The organism is Pilosibacter sp. NGB245, from assembly GCF_057397225.1.
In genome coordinates, this window is record NZ_CM171584.1 from 2,194,900 (window position 1) to 2,215,148 (window position 20,249).

Consider the following 20,249-nt stretch of genomic DNA (forward strand, 5'->3'; position numbering starts at 1 on the left):
GTATCATTTTACTCTATCCTTCAGTCAGAATCAAGCTTTTTTAAATGTGTTCCACTCACGGATCGCACGCGGTGTTACCATCTGATGGAACGGGCAGATAGACTCCGGATTCTGGTAAGCAGACTCTGTGAATGCCTGGATGTACGGACGGATCTCTGTAAGATCAACGATCTCGTCAGCCATACCCTTGATTGTGCAGTATTTCGGACGGGACTTGTCGTGGTACATCTGGATCATGTCGTTCATCTTGTCGATGATCGGCTGGAGATCCTCGCCGGCCTTCTTAGCCTTAACAAGTTTTCTGGAGTACATAGCGTTTGCTGCTGTCTCACCCGGCATTACATAGTACTCAGAAGCGCCTGTTGCAAGGGAGAATACGTTTGTATCGTTGCCCTGCGGTCCGCCAAGTACGTAGTGAGCAGCTGCGGATGCCTTACGAAGTGTAACCTCTAAGGACGGAAGCTTGGAGTTCTGGATGGAGTAGATCAGAGACTGACCAAGACCAAGAAGCTCAGCCTTCTCAGCGTCATCACCTACATCGATACCAGTTGTATCCTGTAACCAGATCAGCGGGATTCTGTCACGAGCGCAAAGTGTTACGAACTCGTTCATCTTGATCAGGCCCTGACGATATAACTTTCCGCCGATACCAACAGAGTTCTGTTTGTACTCCGGATAGTTCATAAGGAGACCCTGAACGTTTGCTACAACACCAACGAGAAGTCCGTTTACTTTAGCAAGACCTGTTACAACCTCCGGGCCGTAACCGTTCTTGTACTCAGCGAACTCACTGCCGTCGAAGAGACGGCCGATTACATCGTAGATATCGTACGGACGTTTCTGGTTCATCGGGATGATGCTGTAAAGGTCCTCTGCCGGAAGAGCCGGTGCCTTCGGATCATCAACACGGAAGAACTCGAGGTTGTATGCCGGAAGGTAGCTAACGTACTTCTTGATGCCCTCGATTACGCCGTAATCGTTCTCATATACTTCACGGAAGAAACCAGTCTCGTCGTAGTGAACCGGAACGGAACCCGGAGCCGGAACGTGCTTCTTGCCGTTTTCGATCTGTGCTGCGATGATCTGCTCAGCAGACTCTTCGTCAATATATCCCTTCGGGTTCATACCGGAAAGAATACCAGCGCCGCCTACTGCCATGTTTGCCTGGCTGTGTGCGATAAGGATTGTCGGGGAAATGCTGTGGTATCCGCCGCCTGCCGGGTTTGTTCCGTAGATACCTACGATAACCGGAACACCAAGCTGGTTTAACTCAGCGTTACGGAAGAACGGTGTACCGCCGCCGCGTCTGTTCGGGTAAACCTTATCCTGGTTCGGGAACTCAACGCCGGAGCAGTTTAACAGATATACGAGCGGAAGGTGGAGCATCTTAGCTGCATCGGAAGCACGCAGAAGGTTGTCTGCCTGTCCCGGTACCCATGCGCCGGCCATCTTCTTGTTATCGGAAGCGATGATGTAAACCCATTTTCCGTTTACACGGCCAAGTCCGTTAAGAATGTTTGTTGTACCGAACTTGTTGCCTTCCGGGTTGTAAAGGCTGTTTAACGGGCACCATGTTCCCTCATCAATGAGAGCGTTGATACGCTGCATTGCGGAGAGCTGTCCGCGCTCGTTTAACTTCTCTTCTGTTGTGATACCAGCTGCAAGAGCTTTCTCGATGGACTCATGGATGTCAGCCTCTACGGCTTTGATCTCTTTTGCGTTCTCGTCATTTACATTTACCAGCTCTTTACCAACAGTAGGCATTTCCTGGAAATATTTCGGCATGGAAAAGTAACCCATGTTCTTCCTCCTTATATATACGCGATCGCTGCGGTCAGCGGTTTTTGCCAGTCACTGACCGCGGCATGATTATATTTTAAATGATCGTTTCGATTACTTTGTTTCCTTCGGAACTTTGATGAAAGCCTGACCTGGGTCGATCTCTTCACGAATTACGCGAATGATCTCCGGATCCGGACCTTCCATAAGCTGAGCTCTTGTGGTATCGATCTCGAAACCTGTGTTCTCCTGAACCATTTCCGGAGAGGAGAATGGATAGTAGTAAGCAAGGTACATTTTCTTGGTCTCTTCGTCGAACTTCATGATACCAAGATCTGTAACTACCATCTGCGGTCCGCGGTTGCCCGGAAGACCTGCTCTCTCACGTCCGCCAGGGCCGTCCATCCAGCCGCAGCTTGTGATGTAGTCAACATGCTCCATGAATCTTCTCTTCTGGTGCTGCATCATAATGATGGTGTTGCAGAATGTAGCGATACCGTTAGCTCCGCCGGAACCTGTGAAACGGGTTGTCGGCTGAACGTAGTCGCCCTTACCGAAGATACATGTGGAGTTAACGTTACCATACGGGTCGATCTGAGCACCGCCGATGAAAGCGATCATACGGTCAGCGTCATGAAGCCACTCATTCGCCTCGAAGCCTACGAAACGAACGTTCGGCCACTGTACTGCACAGTGAGCCATGAAACGGTTATCACCTACGGAACGCGGTACCTCTACCGGTGAGCAGTCCATAAGTCCGCTCTCTACGATCGGATGGCAGCTCGGGCAAACCACACGCTTCGCAAGAGAAGCACCGATTAACGGAAGACCGGTACCAACGATAACGATCTGATTTTCTTTAATATTTTTTGCGATGGCATAAGCCTGCATTTCCTGCTTTGTATACTTTGTATAATCAGCCATTTTTGAATTTCCCTCCCTCAATTAGTGTCTGGTAGAATAGCCAAGATGCGGCTCATTCTTAAGGTTCATGAGGCGAGCGCCGCCAAGGACATTAAGAAGATCATCCTGATCCTTGCAGCCGTATACGTATTTCTGGAGGTAATCCTTGAAGGTCTCCGGAATCTTTGTGCCGTTAGCAGCATCCTCTGCAGCCTGTTTTGCAACTTCTGCAGCCTTTGCAAGCTTCTCGTCTTCCGGTTTAGCAGCAGCAGCCTTCTCAGCCTTTGCAGCAGCCTTTGCGAGCTGTGCCTTAGCATCCTCAGCATCAAGGTACTTGGAAGCCTTATCGTACTCCTTAAGTCCCTTATCATCATCATCATAGTAGCCATAGCACTGTGCCGGCCATGCGCCGTACGGAGTACGAACGACAGCGTCTACGCACTCACCGAAGATTCTTGTCTTTGTAGGATCACGGCGGATATATTCATCACTTACGATCTCCTCGCATGTAACGATCGTACGCTTTGCAGCGATTGCGATATCAACATCGTGGAACTCATCACCATCGATAATGCAGGTTCCATCCGGAGATGCCTGCTGTACATGGATGATCGCGCAGTCAAGCTTCGGAACCGGAACAGCAAGAAGCTTCTCGCCCGGCTCAAACGGGTTCTCGATATCTACGCACTTTAAGTTGTCAACGCCTTCCATTGTTTTTCTCTTCTCTTCGCTGATACCCCAGAATTTAACAAGACCGGAGCCCTGCATCATTCTTACCGGGAGGTACGGAAGACCAAGGGAAGCTGCGTGAAGCTGTAACATAAGAACGTCCTGGGAGTAGTCCTCATATGTAAGCTCACCTTTCTCGATTGCAGCACGGAAACGACGTGCAACGTTTGTATACCCAGAGTTTGCTGTGTAGCAGTTGATGTAAGCTCTTACACGACCCTCACCGATTAAGGAGTCCCAGTCTCCGCCTGCCGGGCCGGACCAGCCTACAAAACCAGTTTTACCCTGACGAAGGATCTCGTAAACAGCAGCATACGGTTTACGGTTTGTTGTAAATCCGCCGAGGCAGAGTACATCGTTATCATGTACGTACTTCTCTACGGCGTCGTGTAATGACATAACTTTATTAGCCACAATAAAGCCTCCTTTATTTATATTTGCAGTTAAAAGGCCTGCCTGTTCTCCTCAGACAGGCCTGAACTGCTTTTTAGTTCCTGTAAAAATATACCATGTTATGAAACGAATTTCAACTTCGATTCCATTTCTGGAATGGATTTTATCAAGATTTGAACATCAGCATGAAGTAACCGGCTGCTACTGCAGAACCGATAACACCAGCTACGTTCGGGCCCATAGCGTGCATCAGAAGGAAGTTGGTCGGGTTCTCTTTCGCACCAACTGTCTGAGAAACACGGGCTGCCATCGGAACTGCGGATACACCTGCGGAACCGATTAACGGGTTGATCTTACCGCCTGTGATCGCGCAGAGAACTTTACCAAGCAGGATACCACCGACTGTCGCGAAAGCGAAAGCAAGAAGACCCATAGCGATGATGGCAAGTGTCTGGACACGAAGGAAGATCTCACCATTTGCTGTAGCACCTACGGTTGTACCGAGCATGATTGTAACCATATTACAAAGTGCGTTCTGTGCAGTATCGGAAAGTCTTCCGGTAACGCCGGACTCACGGAACAGGTTACCGAGCATCAGCATACCAAGAAGCGGTGCTACGGACGGAAGAAGCAGGGAGCAGAACAGAACAACGAATACCGGGAAAACGACTTTCTCGACTTTGCTGACTTTTCTTAACTGCTTCATAACGATCTGACGCTCTTTCTTTGTTGTGAGGAGCTTCATGATCGGCGGCTGGATCAGCGGGATCAGAGCCATATAGGAATATGCGGCTACAGCGATCGGAGCTACAAGATCCGGAGCCAGGTTGTTTGCGATATAGATCGCGGTCGGGCCATCGGCACCACCGATGATACCGATTGCTGCGCACTCACCCGGTGTGAAAAGTCCGGTTGCATTTGCGAGTGCAAATGCAACATAGATACCGAACTGAGCGGCTGCACCGAGAAGAAGGCTGACCGGGTTCGCGATCAACGGACCGAAGTCTGTCATCGCGCCGACTGCCATGAAGATCAGGCACGGGAATAAGCTGGACTTAACGCCCATGTACATAATTCTTAACACACCGGACTGATACCAGTGATCTGCCTCATTCATAAGACCTGCAAGCGGAAGGTTCGCAAGGAACATACCGAATGCGATCGGGAGCAGAAGGAGCGGTTCAAACTGCTTCTTGATTGCAAGATATAATAAAACGAAGGATACAAGGAGCATAACACCCTGCTGCCAGGTGATTGCGGCGAAACCTGACTGAGCGAGGAGCTCCGAGAAAACTGAAAGTATATTCACGTGTGGCACCTCCCGCTTAGTTTAAGGTAACCAGAACTGCACCTGTCTCAACGGAATCGCCTGTGCTTACATTGATAGCTGCAACAGTTCCTGCTGCCGGAGCAACGATCTCTGTTTCCATCTTCATAGCTTCCATAACGATTACGCACTGACCGTAGCTTACTGCGTCACCGACTTTAACCTTGATGTCAAGGATCTTACCTGGCATCGGAGCTTCTACTGTCTGTCCACCTGCGGACGGAGCTGCTGCCGGTGCTGGAGCCGGAGCCGGTGCCGGAGCTGCCTTCGGTGCCAGTGCTGCTGCCGGAGCCGGAGCTGCCTTCGGTGCCGGTGCTGCTGCGAGGATCGGTGCCGGTGCGCTTACCTGCGCGCCTCTGTCAAGCGGTCTGTACTCGTCTACTCTCTCGATCTCAACTTCATACTTTTTTCCGTTTAATGTTGCAACGTATTTCATTTCTTTTAATACATCCTTTCCTTTTTTTGCGTGCAGCTGATTCATATTCGCATAGCTGCTTTTGCTTTTACATTTGGGTCTTTTACAGTTCCTTGATACTTACTACACGGAACTCTTCCCCGGACAATCTTGCTTCCTCACTGACTGCCGCGAGAAGCACTGCATAGGATTCCTCATCGATAGCCGGAGCCGGTGCTGCAACTGCCGCAGCTGCCTTTGGCGCACTCTCCTTAAATAATGTACCGATGACCTTAGAGATAATGATAACCGCGATTGCGAGCACTGCAAGTGCTGAGAATACGACTAACAATCCAACGAGTGAAATGACAATCGAATCCGCAACGGTCATACCGCCTGTCCACATATACTTACCGCACCTCCTTCGTTTCGTTTCATTTAAGAAACTTTTGTTGGTTAGTTATTCCGTATTGTGAAATGCATTCCACATTTTTCTCGGCGCATAAGGGTACTTGACAAATCAGCACCCGTAATCACCTTGTTTCTATGCAGTTTTCACAATATCGTAATTTGAGTATATCAGCTTTCTGCGCAAATGTCAACAAAGCCGATTGAAAAAAATATATCAAATATACTAATTCAACGTGATATAAAGACAAGTACAGCTTATGTCCTTATATCGGCAAACCTACTCTGTTAGTACTGTTTTCCAGTCCTGACCGTTCCGTTTTCACTGCTGTCCCGGCACATTCCTGCGCCGGAGTACTTCGCTTGCGACAGTCTTCAGCTTCGTGCGAGTTCGCAAAAACCGCCCGTCAACTCCTGCATGATATGCATGAATCGACGGGCAGTCACAGTCTCAGATATGGTTCCCGATTTACGGCTGTTTTCCAATATAAGCAAGGATTCCGCCGTCGACGTAGAGGATATGTCCGTTCACGAAATCAGATGCCTCAGATGCGAGGAATACCGCCGGTCCCTTTAAGTCCTCGACAGTCCCCCATCTCGCTGCCGGTGTCTTCGCGATGATGAACTGGTCAAACGGGTGACGGGAGCCGTCCGCCTGGCGCTCTCTTAACGGCGCCGTCTGGGATGTCGCGATATAGCCAGGTCCGATGCCGTTGCACTGGATGTTACCAGAGCGATCTTTCCTTCCAGGGAAAACATGTTTTTCTTATCCATTTTATCTGTTTCCTTTCTCTCTATAAATAATAAGGTATCGATCATCCTGCCGTCATCAGTTCTTTCGTTCAGGATATCTTATTTTAAATCTGTAGGAGTGATCGTGTCCATATCGTCAAACTCCTGGTTCTCTCCGCCCATCGCCCAGATGAAGGTGTAGTTGGAGGTTCCGGCTCCGCAGTGGATGCTCCATGACGGGCTGATCACCGCCTCCTCATTCTTCATGACGATGTGTCTCGTCTCCGTCGGCTCACCCATAAAATGCATGACCACCTGGTTCTCCGGAACTTCAAAATACATATAGATCTCCATGCGGCGCTCATGTGTGTGGCACGGCATGCCGTTCCAGACACTGCCCGGTTCCAGGGCCGTCATTCCCATGGACAGCTGGCATGTTTTTAAAACGTCCGGATGGATAAACTGGTTGATGACTCTCTTATTGGACGTGTTAGAGTCACCGAGCGGACGTTTCGCAGCATCCTTTAAGGTGATGAGTCTCGTCTCGTAAGATGTGTGGGCCGGCGCACTCACCATATAGAATTTTGCCGGAGCATTTTCATTGTCGCTGGCAAAAATCACTTCTTTCGTACCTTTTGTGATGTAAAGGCAGTCTTTATAATCAAGATGGTACTCCACCCCATCGGCTGTGATCGATCCGGAACCGCCGATGTTGAAGATCCCGATCTCACGGCGCTCAAGGAAGTAATGAGTCCCGAAGTTTTTCCAGCAATCGATCCCTTTTTCGATGGAAACATGTTCTTTCACCGGCATGCAGCCCAGTGTCACCATGCGGTCTACATGAGAGTAGACAGATACCACCTCGTCCGGGCGGTAGAGATCCTAGATCAGGAACTCATTTCTCAGTTCTTCTGTCGTGTAGCGTTTTACATCTCTCTGATTTGTGGAATAGCGAATATGATATTGTGGTCAGAAGTCCGCTCCTATCTCCGCAGACAGACCTACAGAAAGCATCGGAACTCCTGACCCTGACAGCATTCTATGCAGAACGACAATTTTTGTCATCCTATCTGACTATCTGACTTTTTTCGCGGCGTACCGGAGTGCTCCGACGCCAAAAAGTGCCAGAAGGAAAGCGTCCAGCACCAGGAACATGATCGCCGCCTGGAAGCCCAGCCTGTCCGCAAGGACTCCGATCACCTGCGGGGTCAGGATCCCGCCTAGGGAACCGATCCCCGTAAACACCGACATTCCAAGCGGGGAATTTCCCATGAGATCGCCGGTAAAGGCCGTCGTTGTCGGAAATGCGCCCGCCATGCCAAGACCGAGAAGAACCAGGGCTGCCACCGCCATCGCCGTATTGCCTGCGAATACAAGGATCAGCACCGAGGCAAACTGAAGAACGGAGATCACAGCTAGGATCTTTGCCGGCGGCACATTCTTCGAGATCGAAGCGATCACGATCCTGCCGATCATGATCATGATCCAGGTTACAGACACCATAACGGTCGCGAGACTTGCGGACATAAATCCGGTGCTCTTTAAATAGGTAACAAACCACCCGTTTACGGAGTTTTCAAGTCCCATATAGAAGAACAGTGCGCCGACTGCCAGGAGAAATCCTGTATTTTTTAAGAACCAGAGCTTGTCCTTCTGTCCTGATGCCGGACCATTCTCCTCTCCTGCCGGTTTCTTTTCTTCCTTTTCGATCTTGCGGTAATCCATCGTCGCATAAGAAACAACGATGAGAACCGTGAGGACTGCAAGAAGCTGTAAGATCGTCTTCCAGTTCATCCCCGCACCCATAAGGATCATGGTGACAAACGGGGACAGGAACGCGCCCACCGCATACCACATGTGGAGCAGGTTTAAATATTTGTTGGAGCTCCCCGTCACCTGACGGATCGCGTGGTTATTGATGATCGTGATCATTCCCTTTGTAATACCGATGAGAAAGATCATCACATAGAGAACCGGGACCGGAAGTCCGAATGTAAATAAAAGCAGGCAGACCGGATACGGGATCGCGAGGACCACGACAGCCATCTTCTGGGACATCATCCCGCAAAATACCGGGTAGACCAGGCTGGAACATAAGTTTCCGATCGCCAGGAACGACAGCAGACCGCCCGCCGCCGTAAAGCTCAGGTTTCTCTCTTCGATCAGGTTTGGCAGGATGACTCCGAAGATCAGGATGACCATTCCGCTGATAAAATAAGCCAGATAACAGTGATCGATCACCGACCGCCTGTCTTCTCTCGTGATTTCCATCATATGTGTTCTCCCCCAAAAAGCTTCTGAAAGGCGCCGCAGTGACCGGATCCTCTCCGCTTTATTGTTAATTTTTCTCCATATTTTTCCATCATATCACCTTTTTTCCGCCAAGACAAGGAGGATTTCCCCTGATATTCCATCTTGTGGAATTTTTATACTATTATTTTGCAAGAATTTTCCACTCCGAAAATTCCGCAGGATACTTTTCGCTGTGGATTTTCTGGTCTGAAAATCCGTAATTCGTTGACACTCTCCCCGACTTACTATACAATAAGAGGAAACAGTGTCTGCCGCCTGCCATTTCCGGCAGTTTCCGGCAGTTTCTCCCGTCTCTGCGGAGAGGGGGCAAAATAAGGAGGATAAAAGGTATTATGAAGGACATAAAGAAGGTGACGTTGATCGGTCTCGGCGCGATGGGGGTATTTTTTGCGCCGCGTATTTCAGAAAAACTCGGGGCTGATTTCCGGATCCTCGCGGATGGTGCGAGAAAAGAGCGCCTGGAGCGAAAAGGTGTGACCGTCAACACGATCAATTATCGCTTTCCGATCATCACCCCGGATGTAGAGGGAGATCCGGCAGATCTCGTCATCATCGCGGTAAAAGGGTATGATCTGGAGCAGGCGATCAAAGATATCAGAAATCAGGTCGGAAAGGACACGATCATCCTCTCCGTATTAAACGGCGTCGAGAGTGAAAAGCAGGTTGCAGCTGTCTATGGAGAAGAACATGTCCTGTATTCCTACATGCGAATCAGCATTGTCATGAAGGACGGAAAGACAGAGTTCGATCCTCACAAGGGTTCGATCCACTTCGGGGATCTGAAGAATGATCCGGAACACTATTCCGAGAATGTTCTCGCAGTAAAGAATCTGTTCGATCTCTGTGGGATCGACTATAAGGTCGATGCAGACATGTTAAAAGGCATCTGGTTCAAATTCATGTGCAATGTCGCCGAAAATATGACCTGTGCGATGTTCGGCGTTCCGTTCGGCGCTTTCCAGAAGAGCGATGACGCCAATTATTTCCGTCACAAAGCCATGTGGGAAGTGATCCATGTTGCCAATAAACTTGGAATCGACATTGGTCAAAACGAGATCGACCGCCAGGAGCACACGATCGGACGTCTTCCATATGAAAATAAGCCATCCACACTCCAGGATCTGGAAACTGGAAAGCATACGGAAGTCGATATGTTTGCCGGTACCGTTGTACGTCTCGGGAAAGAACTCGGCGTTGAGACTCCGGTCTGCGAGTGTTTCCTTCATGGGATCCATCTGATCGAGGACCGGATGTTCGGAGTTATCTAAGTCTCATACTTCTGCATGTTTAAAGCTGTCCGCTGTTTGTTTCTGCGGACAGCCTTTCTTTTTGTTTTTCTCTTTTCTGCTTCTTTTTCATCCTGTTTTCCTGGCAAAACCTTATTTTATTAGTTCTTTGGGCAATACTGAAAACAACCTTGCATTTCCCGACGGGCTGTATTATATTAAACATATGAACGATGGTTCATATGTTTATGTATAAATAGATTGCAAATATAATTCTTAGGAGGTCGACTCTATGGATGAATTAGAAAGAACCAAGCAGGAACCGGATGAGCATGAAGCTGAAGAATGCTGCTGCGGACACCATCATCACCACGATGAGGACCACTGCTGTGGACACGAACACGGCGAGCATCATGACGCGCATCACGACGAGCACCATGAACACGAACACTGCGGCTGCGGACACCACCATCACCACGATGGCGACGACCACTGCTGCGATGATGACGATTGCTGTGGACATGAGCACGGCGAGCATCATAACGAGCACCATGAACATGAACAGTGCAGCTGCGGACACCACCATCACCACGATGGCGACGACCACTGCTGCGATGATGACGATAATGATGATCACTGCGGACATGAGCACGGCGAGCATCACGAAGGTCACGAGGAACACCACCACGCTTCCACTCCGAAATCCGAGTGCATCGTCTACGTGATGAAAAACATCGACTGTGCAAACTGCTCCGCAAAGATCGAGAAAAAGATCCAGGAACTCCCGGAAGTCGATGACTGTATCCTGACGTTTGCGACAAGGCAGCTCCGTGTCTACTCTTCCGAGGGCACCAAACTTCTCCCGAAAATGCAGGCGATCGCCGATCAGATCGAACCCGGAACCATTATCGAGGTCCGCCCGAAGAATCCAAAGGCTGTCTGCACAGTCTATGTGATGAAAAACATCGACTGCGCGAACTGTTCCGCAAAGATCGAGAAAAAGATCCAGGAACTCCCGGAAGTCGACGATTGTATCCTAACGTTCGCGACAAGACAGCTCCGTGTCTACTCTTCCGAGGGGACAAAGCTTCTCCCGAAGATGCAGGAGATCGCTGATCAGATCGAACCTGGAACCGTCATCGAGATCCGTGAGGAAGGAAAGCCGTCCTCCGACACCCACGACGACAAACACGACCACGATATTCCGGAGCTGCTCGCCGGAGCTGCTTTATTTATCATCGGTGAGCTTCTCTCCCATTCGATGCCGCCGGTATCGATCGGCTGTTTTGTGATCGCCTATCTGATCCTCGGACGCGAAGTCCTCCTCACCGCACTCAAGAATATGAAGTCCGGCCATGTCATGGACGAAAACTTCTTGATGAGTGTTGCAACGATCGGTGCGTTCGCGATCGGTGAATTCGGCGAGGCGGTCGGCGTTATGCTCTTCTACCGTGTCGGTGAAGCGTTCGAGCACCGCGCAGTCGAGAAGAGCCGCAGTCAGATCATGGAAGCCGTCGATCTCCGCCCGGAGACTGTTCTTCTTGACGAGAACGGCACTGTCCGGGAGATCCCGGCCGGTTCTGCCGCCGTTGGAAATATCGTGCAGATCCGCCCCGGCGACCGCATCCCGCTCGACGGAGTCGTTGTCGAGGGCGAGAGCCGCATCGATACCTCCCCGATCACCGGAGAGCCGGTTCCGGTATCCGTAACAGTCGGAAGCACCCTGACCTCCGGCTGCGTCAATACCTCCGGTCTCTTAAAGATGCGCGTGGAAAAAGAGCTCTCCGAGTCCATGGTCACAAGGATCCTGGATTCTGTAGAGAACGCTGCAGCCAGCAAGCCACAGGCAGAACGCTTTATCACAAAATTTGCACGGGTATACACCCCGTTCGTCGTTGCTCTCGCAGCAGCGACCGCGATCATTCCGTCCCTGATCACCGGAAACTGGTCCCACTGGATCTACACAGCGCTTACCTTCCTGGTAATCAGCTGTCCATGTGCCCTCGTTTTAAGCGTACCGCTCGCATTCTTCTCCGGGATCGGCGCCGGATCCAGAAAAGGGATCCTCTTTAAAGGCGGGATCGCCCTGGAAACACTGAAAAATGTAAAAACCGTCGTCATGGATAAGACAGGAACCATCACAAAGGGCAATTTCATTGTCCAGGACATTGTTCCTTCCGCAAATTACACAGCAGCCGAAGTCCTTCAGGCTGCAGCTGCATGTGAGACCGCTTCCACCCACCCGATCGGCACAAGCATCCTTCTCGCAGCAAAAGAGCAGGATCTGAGCCTCGAAAACCCGGCACAGCTTGAAGAGATTTCCGGAAAGGGCATTCATGCCAGACTTTCCTGCGGAGATGTCCTCTGCGGAAGCAGAAAGCTCCTGACCGAGTTCAACGTGGACTGCGGTACTTACGATGAAAACGGAGCCGTCACCACCGTTTATGTAGCGATCAATGGTACTTTCGCCGGAACGATCCAGATCTCCGACACGATCAAGCCGGAGGCAAAGGATGCGATCAGGACATTAAAATCCATGGGGATCCGCTCCGCAATGCTCACCGGTGACGGGGAAGCCGCTGCCGAAGCTGTTGCGGATGCTGTCGGGATCGACCATGTTTACGCAAAGCTTCTCCCTGCCGACAAACTGGAAATCCTGCAGAAACTCCGCGCCGAGAGCGGCAGCGCGATGTTCGTCGGCGATGGGATCAATGACGCACCGGTTCTCGCAGGCGCCGACGTCGGAGCTGCGATGGGCAGTGGTGCGGATGCCGCGATCGAGGCTGCTGATGTCGTATTTATGACTTCCAGCATGGACGCGATCCCGACCGCGATCAGGATCGCAAAGAGCACCGGCGCGATCTCCAACCAGAACGTTGTGTTCGCACTCGCAGTAAAGGCACTCGTCATGGTACTGGGACTCATGGGAATCGCCTCCATGTGGCTCGCCGTGTTCGCCGATACAGGAGTGGCGATCCTCTGCGTATTGAATTCCATTCGGATCCTGTACAAAAAATAAAGCAGGAAATTCCATCTGGATTTCCCCCTAATCATTAAAAAGCTCTGAAGAACCTTTTCACATTGTTCTTCAGAGCTTTTTCTTATGCCCGATCATATTTTCACATCTTCGTCTGGTTTCAGGCAGATATCTTTCACGGTCCGGACTTTTTCACGCAGTCTCCGCTTCTTCGCCCGGATCTGCACTCTTCTATTTCAGCATTCCCATCACCACGACTGCCACAAACAACACGCACATGCACCCGATAAAGATATCGATCGTCCGGACCGACACGTTGATCTTATCGTACATGCGCTCCTTGATGGATCTGTTTTTCAGCCTCTCATTCTCCTCCTGAAGCCGTTTATTTTCTTCAGCGAGTTCTTCCAGGCTCTTTTCCTTCAAGGTCTCCACAGCCTCTTTGGCGGCCTCAGCCACAGTCTCAGCCTCCCCCATCTTCTCCATCTCTTCTTCCATCCTCTCACCTCCAGCTTTTTCCGGATTCACACAACAGCAACAAGTGAAAACACACTTTGCGAGTTTCCCCTTGTTATCGCGACAGTCGCCAAGGTCCGCGCAAGCGTGGACTTTGGCTCGTTGTTCGCGTAAACAAAGAACGGGCTTCGGAACTCATCCGCCGCCCGTTCTCTCAAACTGCCTGACAACAGTTTCTTTATTACTTCTTTGCAATGTACTTTCTGATATCGAGTGCGATCGCAACTACGATAACGATACCCTGTGCAATGTACTGGTAGTTTGTATCTACTCCTAAGTACTGTAAGCAGGTCTTTAAGATCTCGAATACAAGGACACCGATGAGAACACCGGAGATACGTCCGATACCACCGTTTACGGATACGCCGCCGATGGTGCAGGCTGCGATAGCCTCAAGCTCCCATCCGTTACCCATGTTGACGGAGGAACCACCGGATTTCGCTCCTACAAGGAAGCCGCCCAGTGCGTAAAGAGCTGCAGCTGTCATGTAGATGATGATCTTTGTCTTCTTTGTGTTGACACCAGAAACCTCTGCGGACTGCTCGTTGCCGCCGATCGCATACATGTATTTTCCATGAGGAGTCATGTTGTAGATGAACCACATAACAAGACCAACCGCAAGGGCGATCAGGAACAGGTACGGAATCGCACCAAAGAGTTTACCTTTTGCTACTGCTGTGTATGCGTTGTGATAACCGCCGATCGGGGTTGCGTTTGTGTAAACAAGGCAAACACCGTAAACGATAAGCTGCATACCAAGAGTTCCGATGAAAGCCGGAACCTGTAAGTAGGAAATTACGATACCATTGATGAAACCAAAAATACAGCAGACTGCAACGCAGATCAGAAGAACCGCGAGAACCCATAACGGCCATGCGTTTCCGAAGTCCGGAAGGTTCTGGAAAAACTTACCGCTGTAATCCGGTTTCTGAAGTAATGTACCTGCTAAGCAGGCAGAAAGACCAACCATACGTCCTGCGGAAAGATCTGTACCTTTTGTAATCAGGCATCCGGAAACGCCGCAGGCGATGATGAATCGCGGCGCTACGTTTAACGCAATATTGATCAGGTTGTTGCGTGTGAAAAATGTAGGCTGTTTGATTGCAGTAAACACTGCAAGTAATAAAAGGACGACGATGATTCCATTATTGATAAGGAAATCTTTTGCATTTATTTTTTTCGCTGTCATGACTGAACCTCCCTGTAATCTACTTGTTTTCCTTGCCGCTTAAAGTAAACTTTGTGGCGAAGGACATGATCTTCTCCTGAGTTGCGTCTTCTCCTTCCACCTCACCGGTAATGTGACCGTTGCACATTACGATGATTCGGTTGGACATACCGATCAGCTCCGGCATCTCCGACGAGATCATAATAATGGATTTGCCCTGTTTTACGAGATCGATCATGATCTGGTAGATCTCATACTTGGCTCCGACATCGATTCCTCGGGTCGGCTCATCCATGATCAGGATATCAGGATTGTTTGCAAGCCATCTTGCGATAATTACTTTCTGCTGGTTACCACCGGAGAGAGACTGGATCAGGGTCTTTCCGCTCGGTGTCTTGATCTTTAATTTCGCGATGCTGTCCTTTACGACCGCGTCAACTTCTTTCCTGTTGATCTTGCCCATATGGGTGTAGTTTTTGTAGGAAGCCATCGCCGTATTATCATTGATGCTCAGGCATCCGAAAATACCGTTACCACGGCGGTCCTCTGTAATCATTCCCACGGAACTGTTGATCGCATCCTGCGGTCTCTTGATGTGGGCCTCTTTTCCGAGGATCTCAACGGTACCGCTCTCAATGTGGCGCATTCCGAAGATCGCTTCCATAAGCTCTGTTCTCTGTGCGCCGACAAGTCCGCCGAATCCTAAGATCTCGCCTCTCTTTAACTCGAAAGAGCAGTCCTTAAAGGAATTCGGTAAGATACTTGTCAGGTGGCTGACCTTGAGCACTGTCTCATCCGTCCGGTAATCTTCCTTCGGCGGATAAACGTTGTTTAACTCACGTCCAACCATCTGTTTTACGATCTCCTCATCGGAGATATCTTCGATCGCCCAGGTTCCAACGTATGTACCATCTCGCATGATCGTGATATCGTCGGAGATCTGGCGGATCTCAGCCATCTTGTGGCTGATATATATCATAGAAACACCTCTGGACTTCAGATCTCTGATGATCCGGAATAATGCCTCTACCTCGTTATCAGTCAGGGAGGACGTCGGCTCATCCAGAATTACAAGATTTGCGCTCTGGCTGACCGCTTTTGCGATCTCTACTGACTGCATCTGTCCGATTGATAATGTGCCGAGTTTCGCTTTCGGGTTAAAATCCATCTTAACGTCCCGAAGCCATTTCTCAGCTTCGCTGTTCATCTTCGCGTGGTCAACGACCTTGACCGGTCCGAAGTTTTTCATCGGATAACGTCCAAGATACATATTCTCAGCAATGGAGCGTTCCGGAATCGGCTGAAGCTCCTGGTGAACCATGGCGAGTCCCTTTTTGAGCGCGTCATCCGGGTTTGCGATCTCCGTCTTCACTCCGTCGATATAGACTTCGCCTTCATCCATCTTGTAAATTCCGAAAAGACATTTCATCAGTGTCGATTTACCGGCACCGTTTTCTCCCATCAGTGCGTGGACCGTTCCGGGGCGGACCCGTAAGTTTACTCCGTCAAGTGCTTTAACACCTGGGAAGGTTTTTTTGACTCCTCTCATTTCGAGTCTGTACTGTTCTGCCATCCCAAAACTCCTTTCAGATACACTCCCCCGCATCTCTGAAGTGACCCCCAAAAGTTAGACAATATTTTGAAGTAAAAATTGTTCAAGCAGCCGAAAGGGCTTGCTGTCTGTGAATTGCAGGCGGCAAGCCCTTTAGCTTTGCCTTGATCCTGCGGTTGTTGTAGTAATCCAGATATTCGATCAGTTCCTGTTTGAAGTGTTCCATGGATTGAAATTCTTGCAGATATAACAGTTCACTTTTGAGCAGTCCGAAGAAATTTTCTATCACAGCATTGTCCAGACAGTTTCCCTTGCGGCTCATGCTCTGTCGGATCCCCTTCTCGCGAAGCATCCGCTGGTACTGCTTGTGTTGATATTGCCAACCCTGATCAGAGTGGAGAATCAGGCGTGTTCCGGCCGGGATCTTTGCAAACGCCTCGTCCAGCATGGTGGTTACCATGCTGAGTACAGGATGATCCGATATGGTGTAACTGACCAGATCGCTGCTGTGCAGATCGAGAATCGGGGACAGGTAGAGCTTCTCTCCAAACAGGCTGAACTCCGTCACATCCGTGACCCATTTCTGATTCGGCTTTTCGGCATGGAAATCCCGATTTAGCAGATTTGGTGCGATTTTGCCCACTTCTCCCTTATAAGAGCGATACTTCTTCATCCTGACACGGCAAACTAAGCCCAACTCTTTCATAAGCCGCTGGACAGTCTTGTGGTTCACAGAGAATGTACGCTTGCGAAGTTCTGCCGTGATCCGGCGATAGCCGTATCGACCCCTGTTTTCATGGTAAATCGTTGTGATTTCTTCCTTAACAGATGCATATTTGTCTTCTTTCTGCATCTGCTTCAAATGATAGTAGAAAGTTGCACGGGGCAGTTGAGCGATTGAGAGCAGAATACTGAGTGCGTGTTTTTGCCTTAGCTTCTGAACTACCAGCGTTTTTTGTGCTGGTGTCGCTCGTCTTCCAAAACCAAGGCTTGCAAATTTTTTAGGTAATCGTTCTCCGCACGCAGTCGCTGCACTTCGGCCAGCAGATCTTCTTCTACCTGCTTCGGCAGCTGCTTTGGCGGACGACCCTTACTGCTGCGGCCACGCCGTTCGACGGCAAAGCCTTCCGGCCCTTCCTCCAGATAGATTCGCTCCCATGATTTGATTCGATCTCTGCTGTTTACCTCAAATCTACGACAGGTTTCGCTGTAACTTAATTTCTCTTCCTGCATAGTTTCAATCACCAGTTTTTTGAATTCCGGCGTATATCGTTTGTTTGGTACTCCTTTTGGCATAACAAAACACCCCACTTGTTAGATAGTATACCATACTGTCTAACAAATGGGGTGCAGTTCACTCCGGGTGGCATATTTTTTAAGTTTTAAGTTCAGAGAACCGGGTGTGCCAGACACACCCGGTTCTCATTTGTTACAGTATCAATTACTTTAACATATCAAGGATTTCCTGAGCGTTATCCTGAGTAACCTTCTCGTAGTTGACCATGTTGACAGCATCAACCTTCTCGCCGCCTAAGAACTTAACAGCGATATCGCTTGCAGCCTGAGCCTGTGCGAAGTGGTTATTGAATACAGTACCTGTCTGTTTGCCGTCGATTACGTTCTGAACAGCCTCTGTAAGAGCGTCAACGCCTACAAGGTAGATATCCTCGTTAACTTTACGTCCTGCTGCTTCGATTGCCTGTAAAGCACCAAGTGCCATAGCATCGTTGTTGCAGAAGATAACCTCGATCTTGTCGCCGTACTGAGTTAAAGCATCCTGTGCGATCTGCTGAGCCTTAGCCTGATCCCAGTCACCACGCTGTTTTAAGAGTTCCTCAACTTCTACGCCTGCATCTGTAAGAGCCTTAACAGAGAACTCTGTTCTGTACTGAGCATCTACGTTCTCCGGATCGCCCTGGATCATGATGTAGGAAACTTTGCCGTCGCCGTTGATATCGCCCTTGTTTGCTGTCTCAAGGATCTCTTCGCCCTGGTATGTACCGGACTGTCTAGCGTCGCAGCCTACGTATGTAGCGTTGATGCCTTCAGATTCCCATCTCTGCTCTTCTGCCTCATCCGGCTCACGGTTGATGTAAACAACCGGGATACCAGCTTCGTTACACATATCTGTGATCTCCGGTGCGGAAGAAGCCTGTACAAGGTTTAAGATCAGAACATCATATTTCTGTGTGATGAAGTTCTGGATCTGGTTTGTCTGCTCTGCCTGGTCACCCTTACCATCCTGAACAACTACGTTCTCAGCCTTGAATCCAAGGTCTTCTGTTAAGTAGCGGACTAACTCTGTTCTGTAAAGAGTCATGAAGTTATCGTCGAACTTGTAGATGCTGATGCCGACTTTCTTGTCTGCTACATCTACAGTTCCAGCTGCCTCAGCTGCAGTTGTTGCTGCTTCGGATGCTGCCTCAGAAGCTGCTGCGGTTGTAGCTGCCTCGGTAGCCGCTGCTGTTGTTGCTGTTGTGGAAGAGCTTCCGCATCCTGCTAAAGACAGGGCCATCATGGAAGCCAGTGCCATTGCTGTTACTTTCTTTGTCATTCTCATGTTTTTGAATCCTCCCATTCAAAAAATAATTTTGACCGTTTAGGCATTTTCCCTTAACGACAAGTTAATTATAGCTTGTCTTTGTGCATTTTTCCATACTTTTTTTTATGATAAATTATTGAAATTCTTTGATTTATGTAAAAAAACCACAATTTTTTGTCATATCACGGCAGAAAAACGCTTAATTGGCACTACCAGTCCCGGATCCAGGGCTGCTTTTCCATCAACTTTTACAAATGGATCCGGATCAGTTTGCGACCATATGCTGCGGGCACCAGAAGTATTTTTCCTGTGTGACCTCTTTTCCCATCGCCAGTTCCTCCGCCGTGTCAAAGATCCGCTTCGCATAAGCCTCCCTGTCCGATTCCACCGTTCCGAAAAGTTTTCCCTCGCGGAATGCCTCCTGACCGGCCGGAGTCCCGTCGATCCCGACGAGTTTGATCGTCCCGGCCATGATCCCCTCCCGCTCGATCGCATCGATCGCCCCGAGCGCCATATCATCGTTGTTGCAGATCACAAGTTCGATCTCATCCCCGTAATCGGAAAGCCATTCTTCCATGAGTGCAGACGCCTGGTTTCTCTCCCAGTTCGCGATCCCGCTCGTGATCCTCCGGATCGGGACACCGCCGTCCTTTAAGGTCTGGATCGACCACTCCGTCCGGATCAGGGAATCCTGGTGGTTCGTCTCCCCCTCAAGAAGGACGTATGAGACGACCCCGTCCCCATTCCGGTCAAGGGATGCCGGATTCTTCCGGTAGGCATCAACGAGGATCTGCCCCTCAAGGACCGCCGACTCTTTCGCATCCGCCCCAACATAATAGAGTTTTTCCCAGCGCTTCATATCCTCCGACACAGGTTCCCGGTTGAAGAACACGATCGGGATATCCGCCTCCATCGCTTTGTCGATGACACCGGAAGCTGCCGAGCGGTCAACCATGTTCACACAGAGCACATCACAGTTTAAGCCGATCATCCGCTCCGCCTGGCTGTTCTGGGTCATCTGGTTTCTCTTCGCATCCCGGACATCCAGGGTTACCCGGATCCCCGTCTCCTGTTCATACTCCTTTGCAGCCTGCTCCATGGAACTCCGGAGTGTCCCGATAAACGTATCATCCCCGCGGTACAGGAGAACCCCGATCCGGAGAGAAGTCTTTTTTTCTTCCTGCGCACCGTTTTCCAGAGCGGCCCGCCACACGGTGATCCCAAGCAGTGCTGCCGCCGCAAGCGCGATCATCATGACCGGAAATCTGTTCTTTTTCATTCTGGCATCCT

General features: G+C 49.9%; 17 protein-coding genes and 1 pseudogene. 2 read left to right on the top strand and 16 right to left on the bottom strand.

From position 1 onward, the window contains the following. Positions 1–30: 30 nt before the first annotated feature. The 9 genes and pseudogenes from ACXMYH_RS09995 to ACXMYH_RS10035 form a co-directional block, all read right to left on the bottom strand. Entirely contained in the window at positions 31–1,800 is a 1,770-nt protein-coding gene (locus tag ACXMYH_RS09995) for an acyl-CoA carboxylase subunit beta (RefSeq protein ID WP_118529655.1), read from the bottom strand. 93 nt (positions 1,801–1,893) lie between these two features. Continuing rightward, on the bottom strand, positions 1,894–2,703 hold the full coding sequence (gctB, locus tag ACXMYH_RS10000) for a glutaconate CoA-transferase subunit B (protein ID WP_486554819.1): 810 nt from the start codon (positions 2,701–2,703) through the stop codon (positions 1,894–1,896). Positions 2,704–2,724: 21 nt separating this feature from the next. Further along, positions 2,725–3,825: a CoA transferase subunit A gene (locus ACXMYH_RS10005; protein WP_405578914.1), complete on the bottom strand. Its 1,101-nt coding sequence runs from the start codon at positions 3,823–3,825 to the stop codon at positions 2,725–2,727. Between the two features lie 145 nt (positions 3,826–3,970). Then, the gene (locus tag ACXMYH_RS10010; RefSeq protein ID WP_182426733.1) at positions 3,971–5,113 is read right to left on the bottom strand and encodes a sodium ion-translocating decarboxylase subunit beta; all 1,143 of its coding nucleotides are present in this window, start codon (positions 5,111–5,113) and stop codon (positions 3,971–3,973) included. A gap of 16 nt (positions 5,114–5,129) precedes the next feature. Further along, positions 5,130–5,567, bottom strand: coding sequence for an acyl-CoA carboxylase biotin carboxyl carrier protein subunit (locus ACXMYH_RS10015; RefSeq protein WP_486554820.1), 438 nt, complete (start codon positions 5,565–5,567; stop codon positions 5,130–5,132). 82 nt (positions 5,568–5,649) lie between these two features. Then, a complete protein-coding gene (locus ACXMYH_RS10020) occupies positions 5,650–5,931 on the bottom strand; it encodes an OadG family protein (protein ID WP_118322395.1) in 282 nt (93 codons plus the stop codon). Positions 5,932–6,402: 471 nt separating this feature from the next. Then, a pseudogene (locus tag ACXMYH_RS10025) lies at positions 6,403–6,666 on the bottom strand (SDR family oxidoreductase); the annotation flags it as partial. A gap of 119 nt (positions 6,667–6,785) precedes the next feature. Then, positions 6,786–7,496, bottom strand: a complete 711-nt coding sequence (gene kduI / locus ACXMYH_RS10030) for a 5-dehydro-4-deoxy-D-glucuronate isomerase (RefSeq protein ID WP_486555857.1) — start codon at positions 7,494–7,496, stop codon at positions 6,786–6,788. A 243-nt stretch (positions 7,497–7,739) separates the two neighbouring features. After that, positions 7,740–8,939 carry an MFS transporter gene (locus ACXMYH_RS10035; RefSeq protein WP_215702707.1) on the bottom strand — a complete coding sequence of 400 codons (1,200 nt, stop codon included), beginning with the start codon at positions 8,937–8,939 and terminating at the stop codon, positions 7,740–7,742. A gap of 371 nt (positions 8,940–9,310) precedes the next feature. Between ACXMYH_RS10035 and ACXMYH_RS10040 the strand changes: the two genes are divergently transcribed. Both ACXMYH_RS10040 and ACXMYH_RS10045 read left to right on the top strand, forming a co-directional pair. Further along, positions 9,311–10,246, top strand: coding sequence for a ketopantoate reductase family protein (locus ACXMYH_RS10040; protein WP_118529650.1), 936 nt, complete (start codon positions 9,311–9,313; stop codon positions 10,244–10,246). Positions 10,247–10,496: 250 nt separating this feature from the next. Further along, positions 10,497–13,223, top strand: coding sequence for a heavy metal translocating P-type ATPase (locus tag ACXMYH_RS10045; RefSeq protein ID WP_486554821.1), 2,727 nt, complete (start codon positions 10,497–10,499; stop codon positions 13,221–13,223). A 189-nt stretch (positions 13,224–13,412) separates the two neighbouring features. On the opposite strand, the gene ACXMYH_RS10050 is transcribed toward ACXMYH_RS10045, so the two are convergent. From ACXMYH_RS10050 to ACXMYH_RS10080, 7 genes are all read right to left on the bottom strand, one after another. Further along, entirely contained in the window at positions 13,413–13,679 is a 267-nt protein-coding gene (locus ACXMYH_RS10050) for a coiled-coil domain-containing protein (RefSeq protein WP_243022216.1), read from the bottom strand. A 199-nt stretch (positions 13,680–13,878) separates the two neighbouring features. After that, positions 13,879–14,886 (bottom strand): galactose/methyl galactoside ABC transporter permease MglC, encoded by a 1,008-nt coding sequence (locus ACXMYH_RS10055; protein ID WP_118529647.1) that lies wholly within the window; start codon positions 14,884–14,886, stop codon positions 13,879–13,881. Between the two features lie 19 nt (positions 14,887–14,905). Continuing rightward, positions 14,906–16,438 carry a sugar ABC transporter ATP-binding protein gene (locus ACXMYH_RS10060; protein WP_118529646.1) on the bottom strand — a complete coding sequence of 511 codons (1,533 nt, stop codon included), beginning with the start codon at positions 16,436–16,438 and terminating at the stop codon, positions 14,906–14,908. Between the two features lie 82 nt (positions 16,439–16,520). Then, the gene (locus tag ACXMYH_RS10065) at positions 16,521–17,366 is read right to left on the bottom strand and encodes an IS3 family transposase (RefSeq protein WP_118655573.1); all 846 of its coding nucleotides are present in this window, start codon (positions 17,364–17,366) and stop codon (positions 16,521–16,523) included. Next, complete coding sequence (locus ACXMYH_RS10070) at positions 17,360–17,713, bottom strand: helix-turn-helix domain-containing protein (RefSeq protein WP_118655571.1); 354 nt, start codon at positions 17,711–17,713, stop codon at positions 17,360–17,362. Before ACXMYH_RS10070 ends, ACXMYH_RS10065 begins: the two co-directional genes overlap by 7 nt. A gap of 145 nt (positions 17,714–17,858) precedes the next feature. Further along, positions 17,859–18,977 (bottom strand): galactose ABC transporter substrate-binding protein, encoded by a 1,119-nt coding sequence (locus tag ACXMYH_RS10075; protein ID WP_118529645.1) that lies wholly within the window; start codon positions 18,975–18,977, stop codon positions 17,859–17,861. Positions 18,978–19,224: 247 nt separating this feature from the next. Continuing rightward, positions 19,225–20,238, bottom strand: coding sequence for a galactose ABC transporter substrate-binding protein (locus ACXMYH_RS10080; RefSeq protein ID WP_486554822.1), 1,014 nt, complete (start codon positions 20,236–20,238; stop codon positions 19,225–19,227). Between the last annotated feature and the right edge of the window lie 11 nt (positions 20,239–20,249).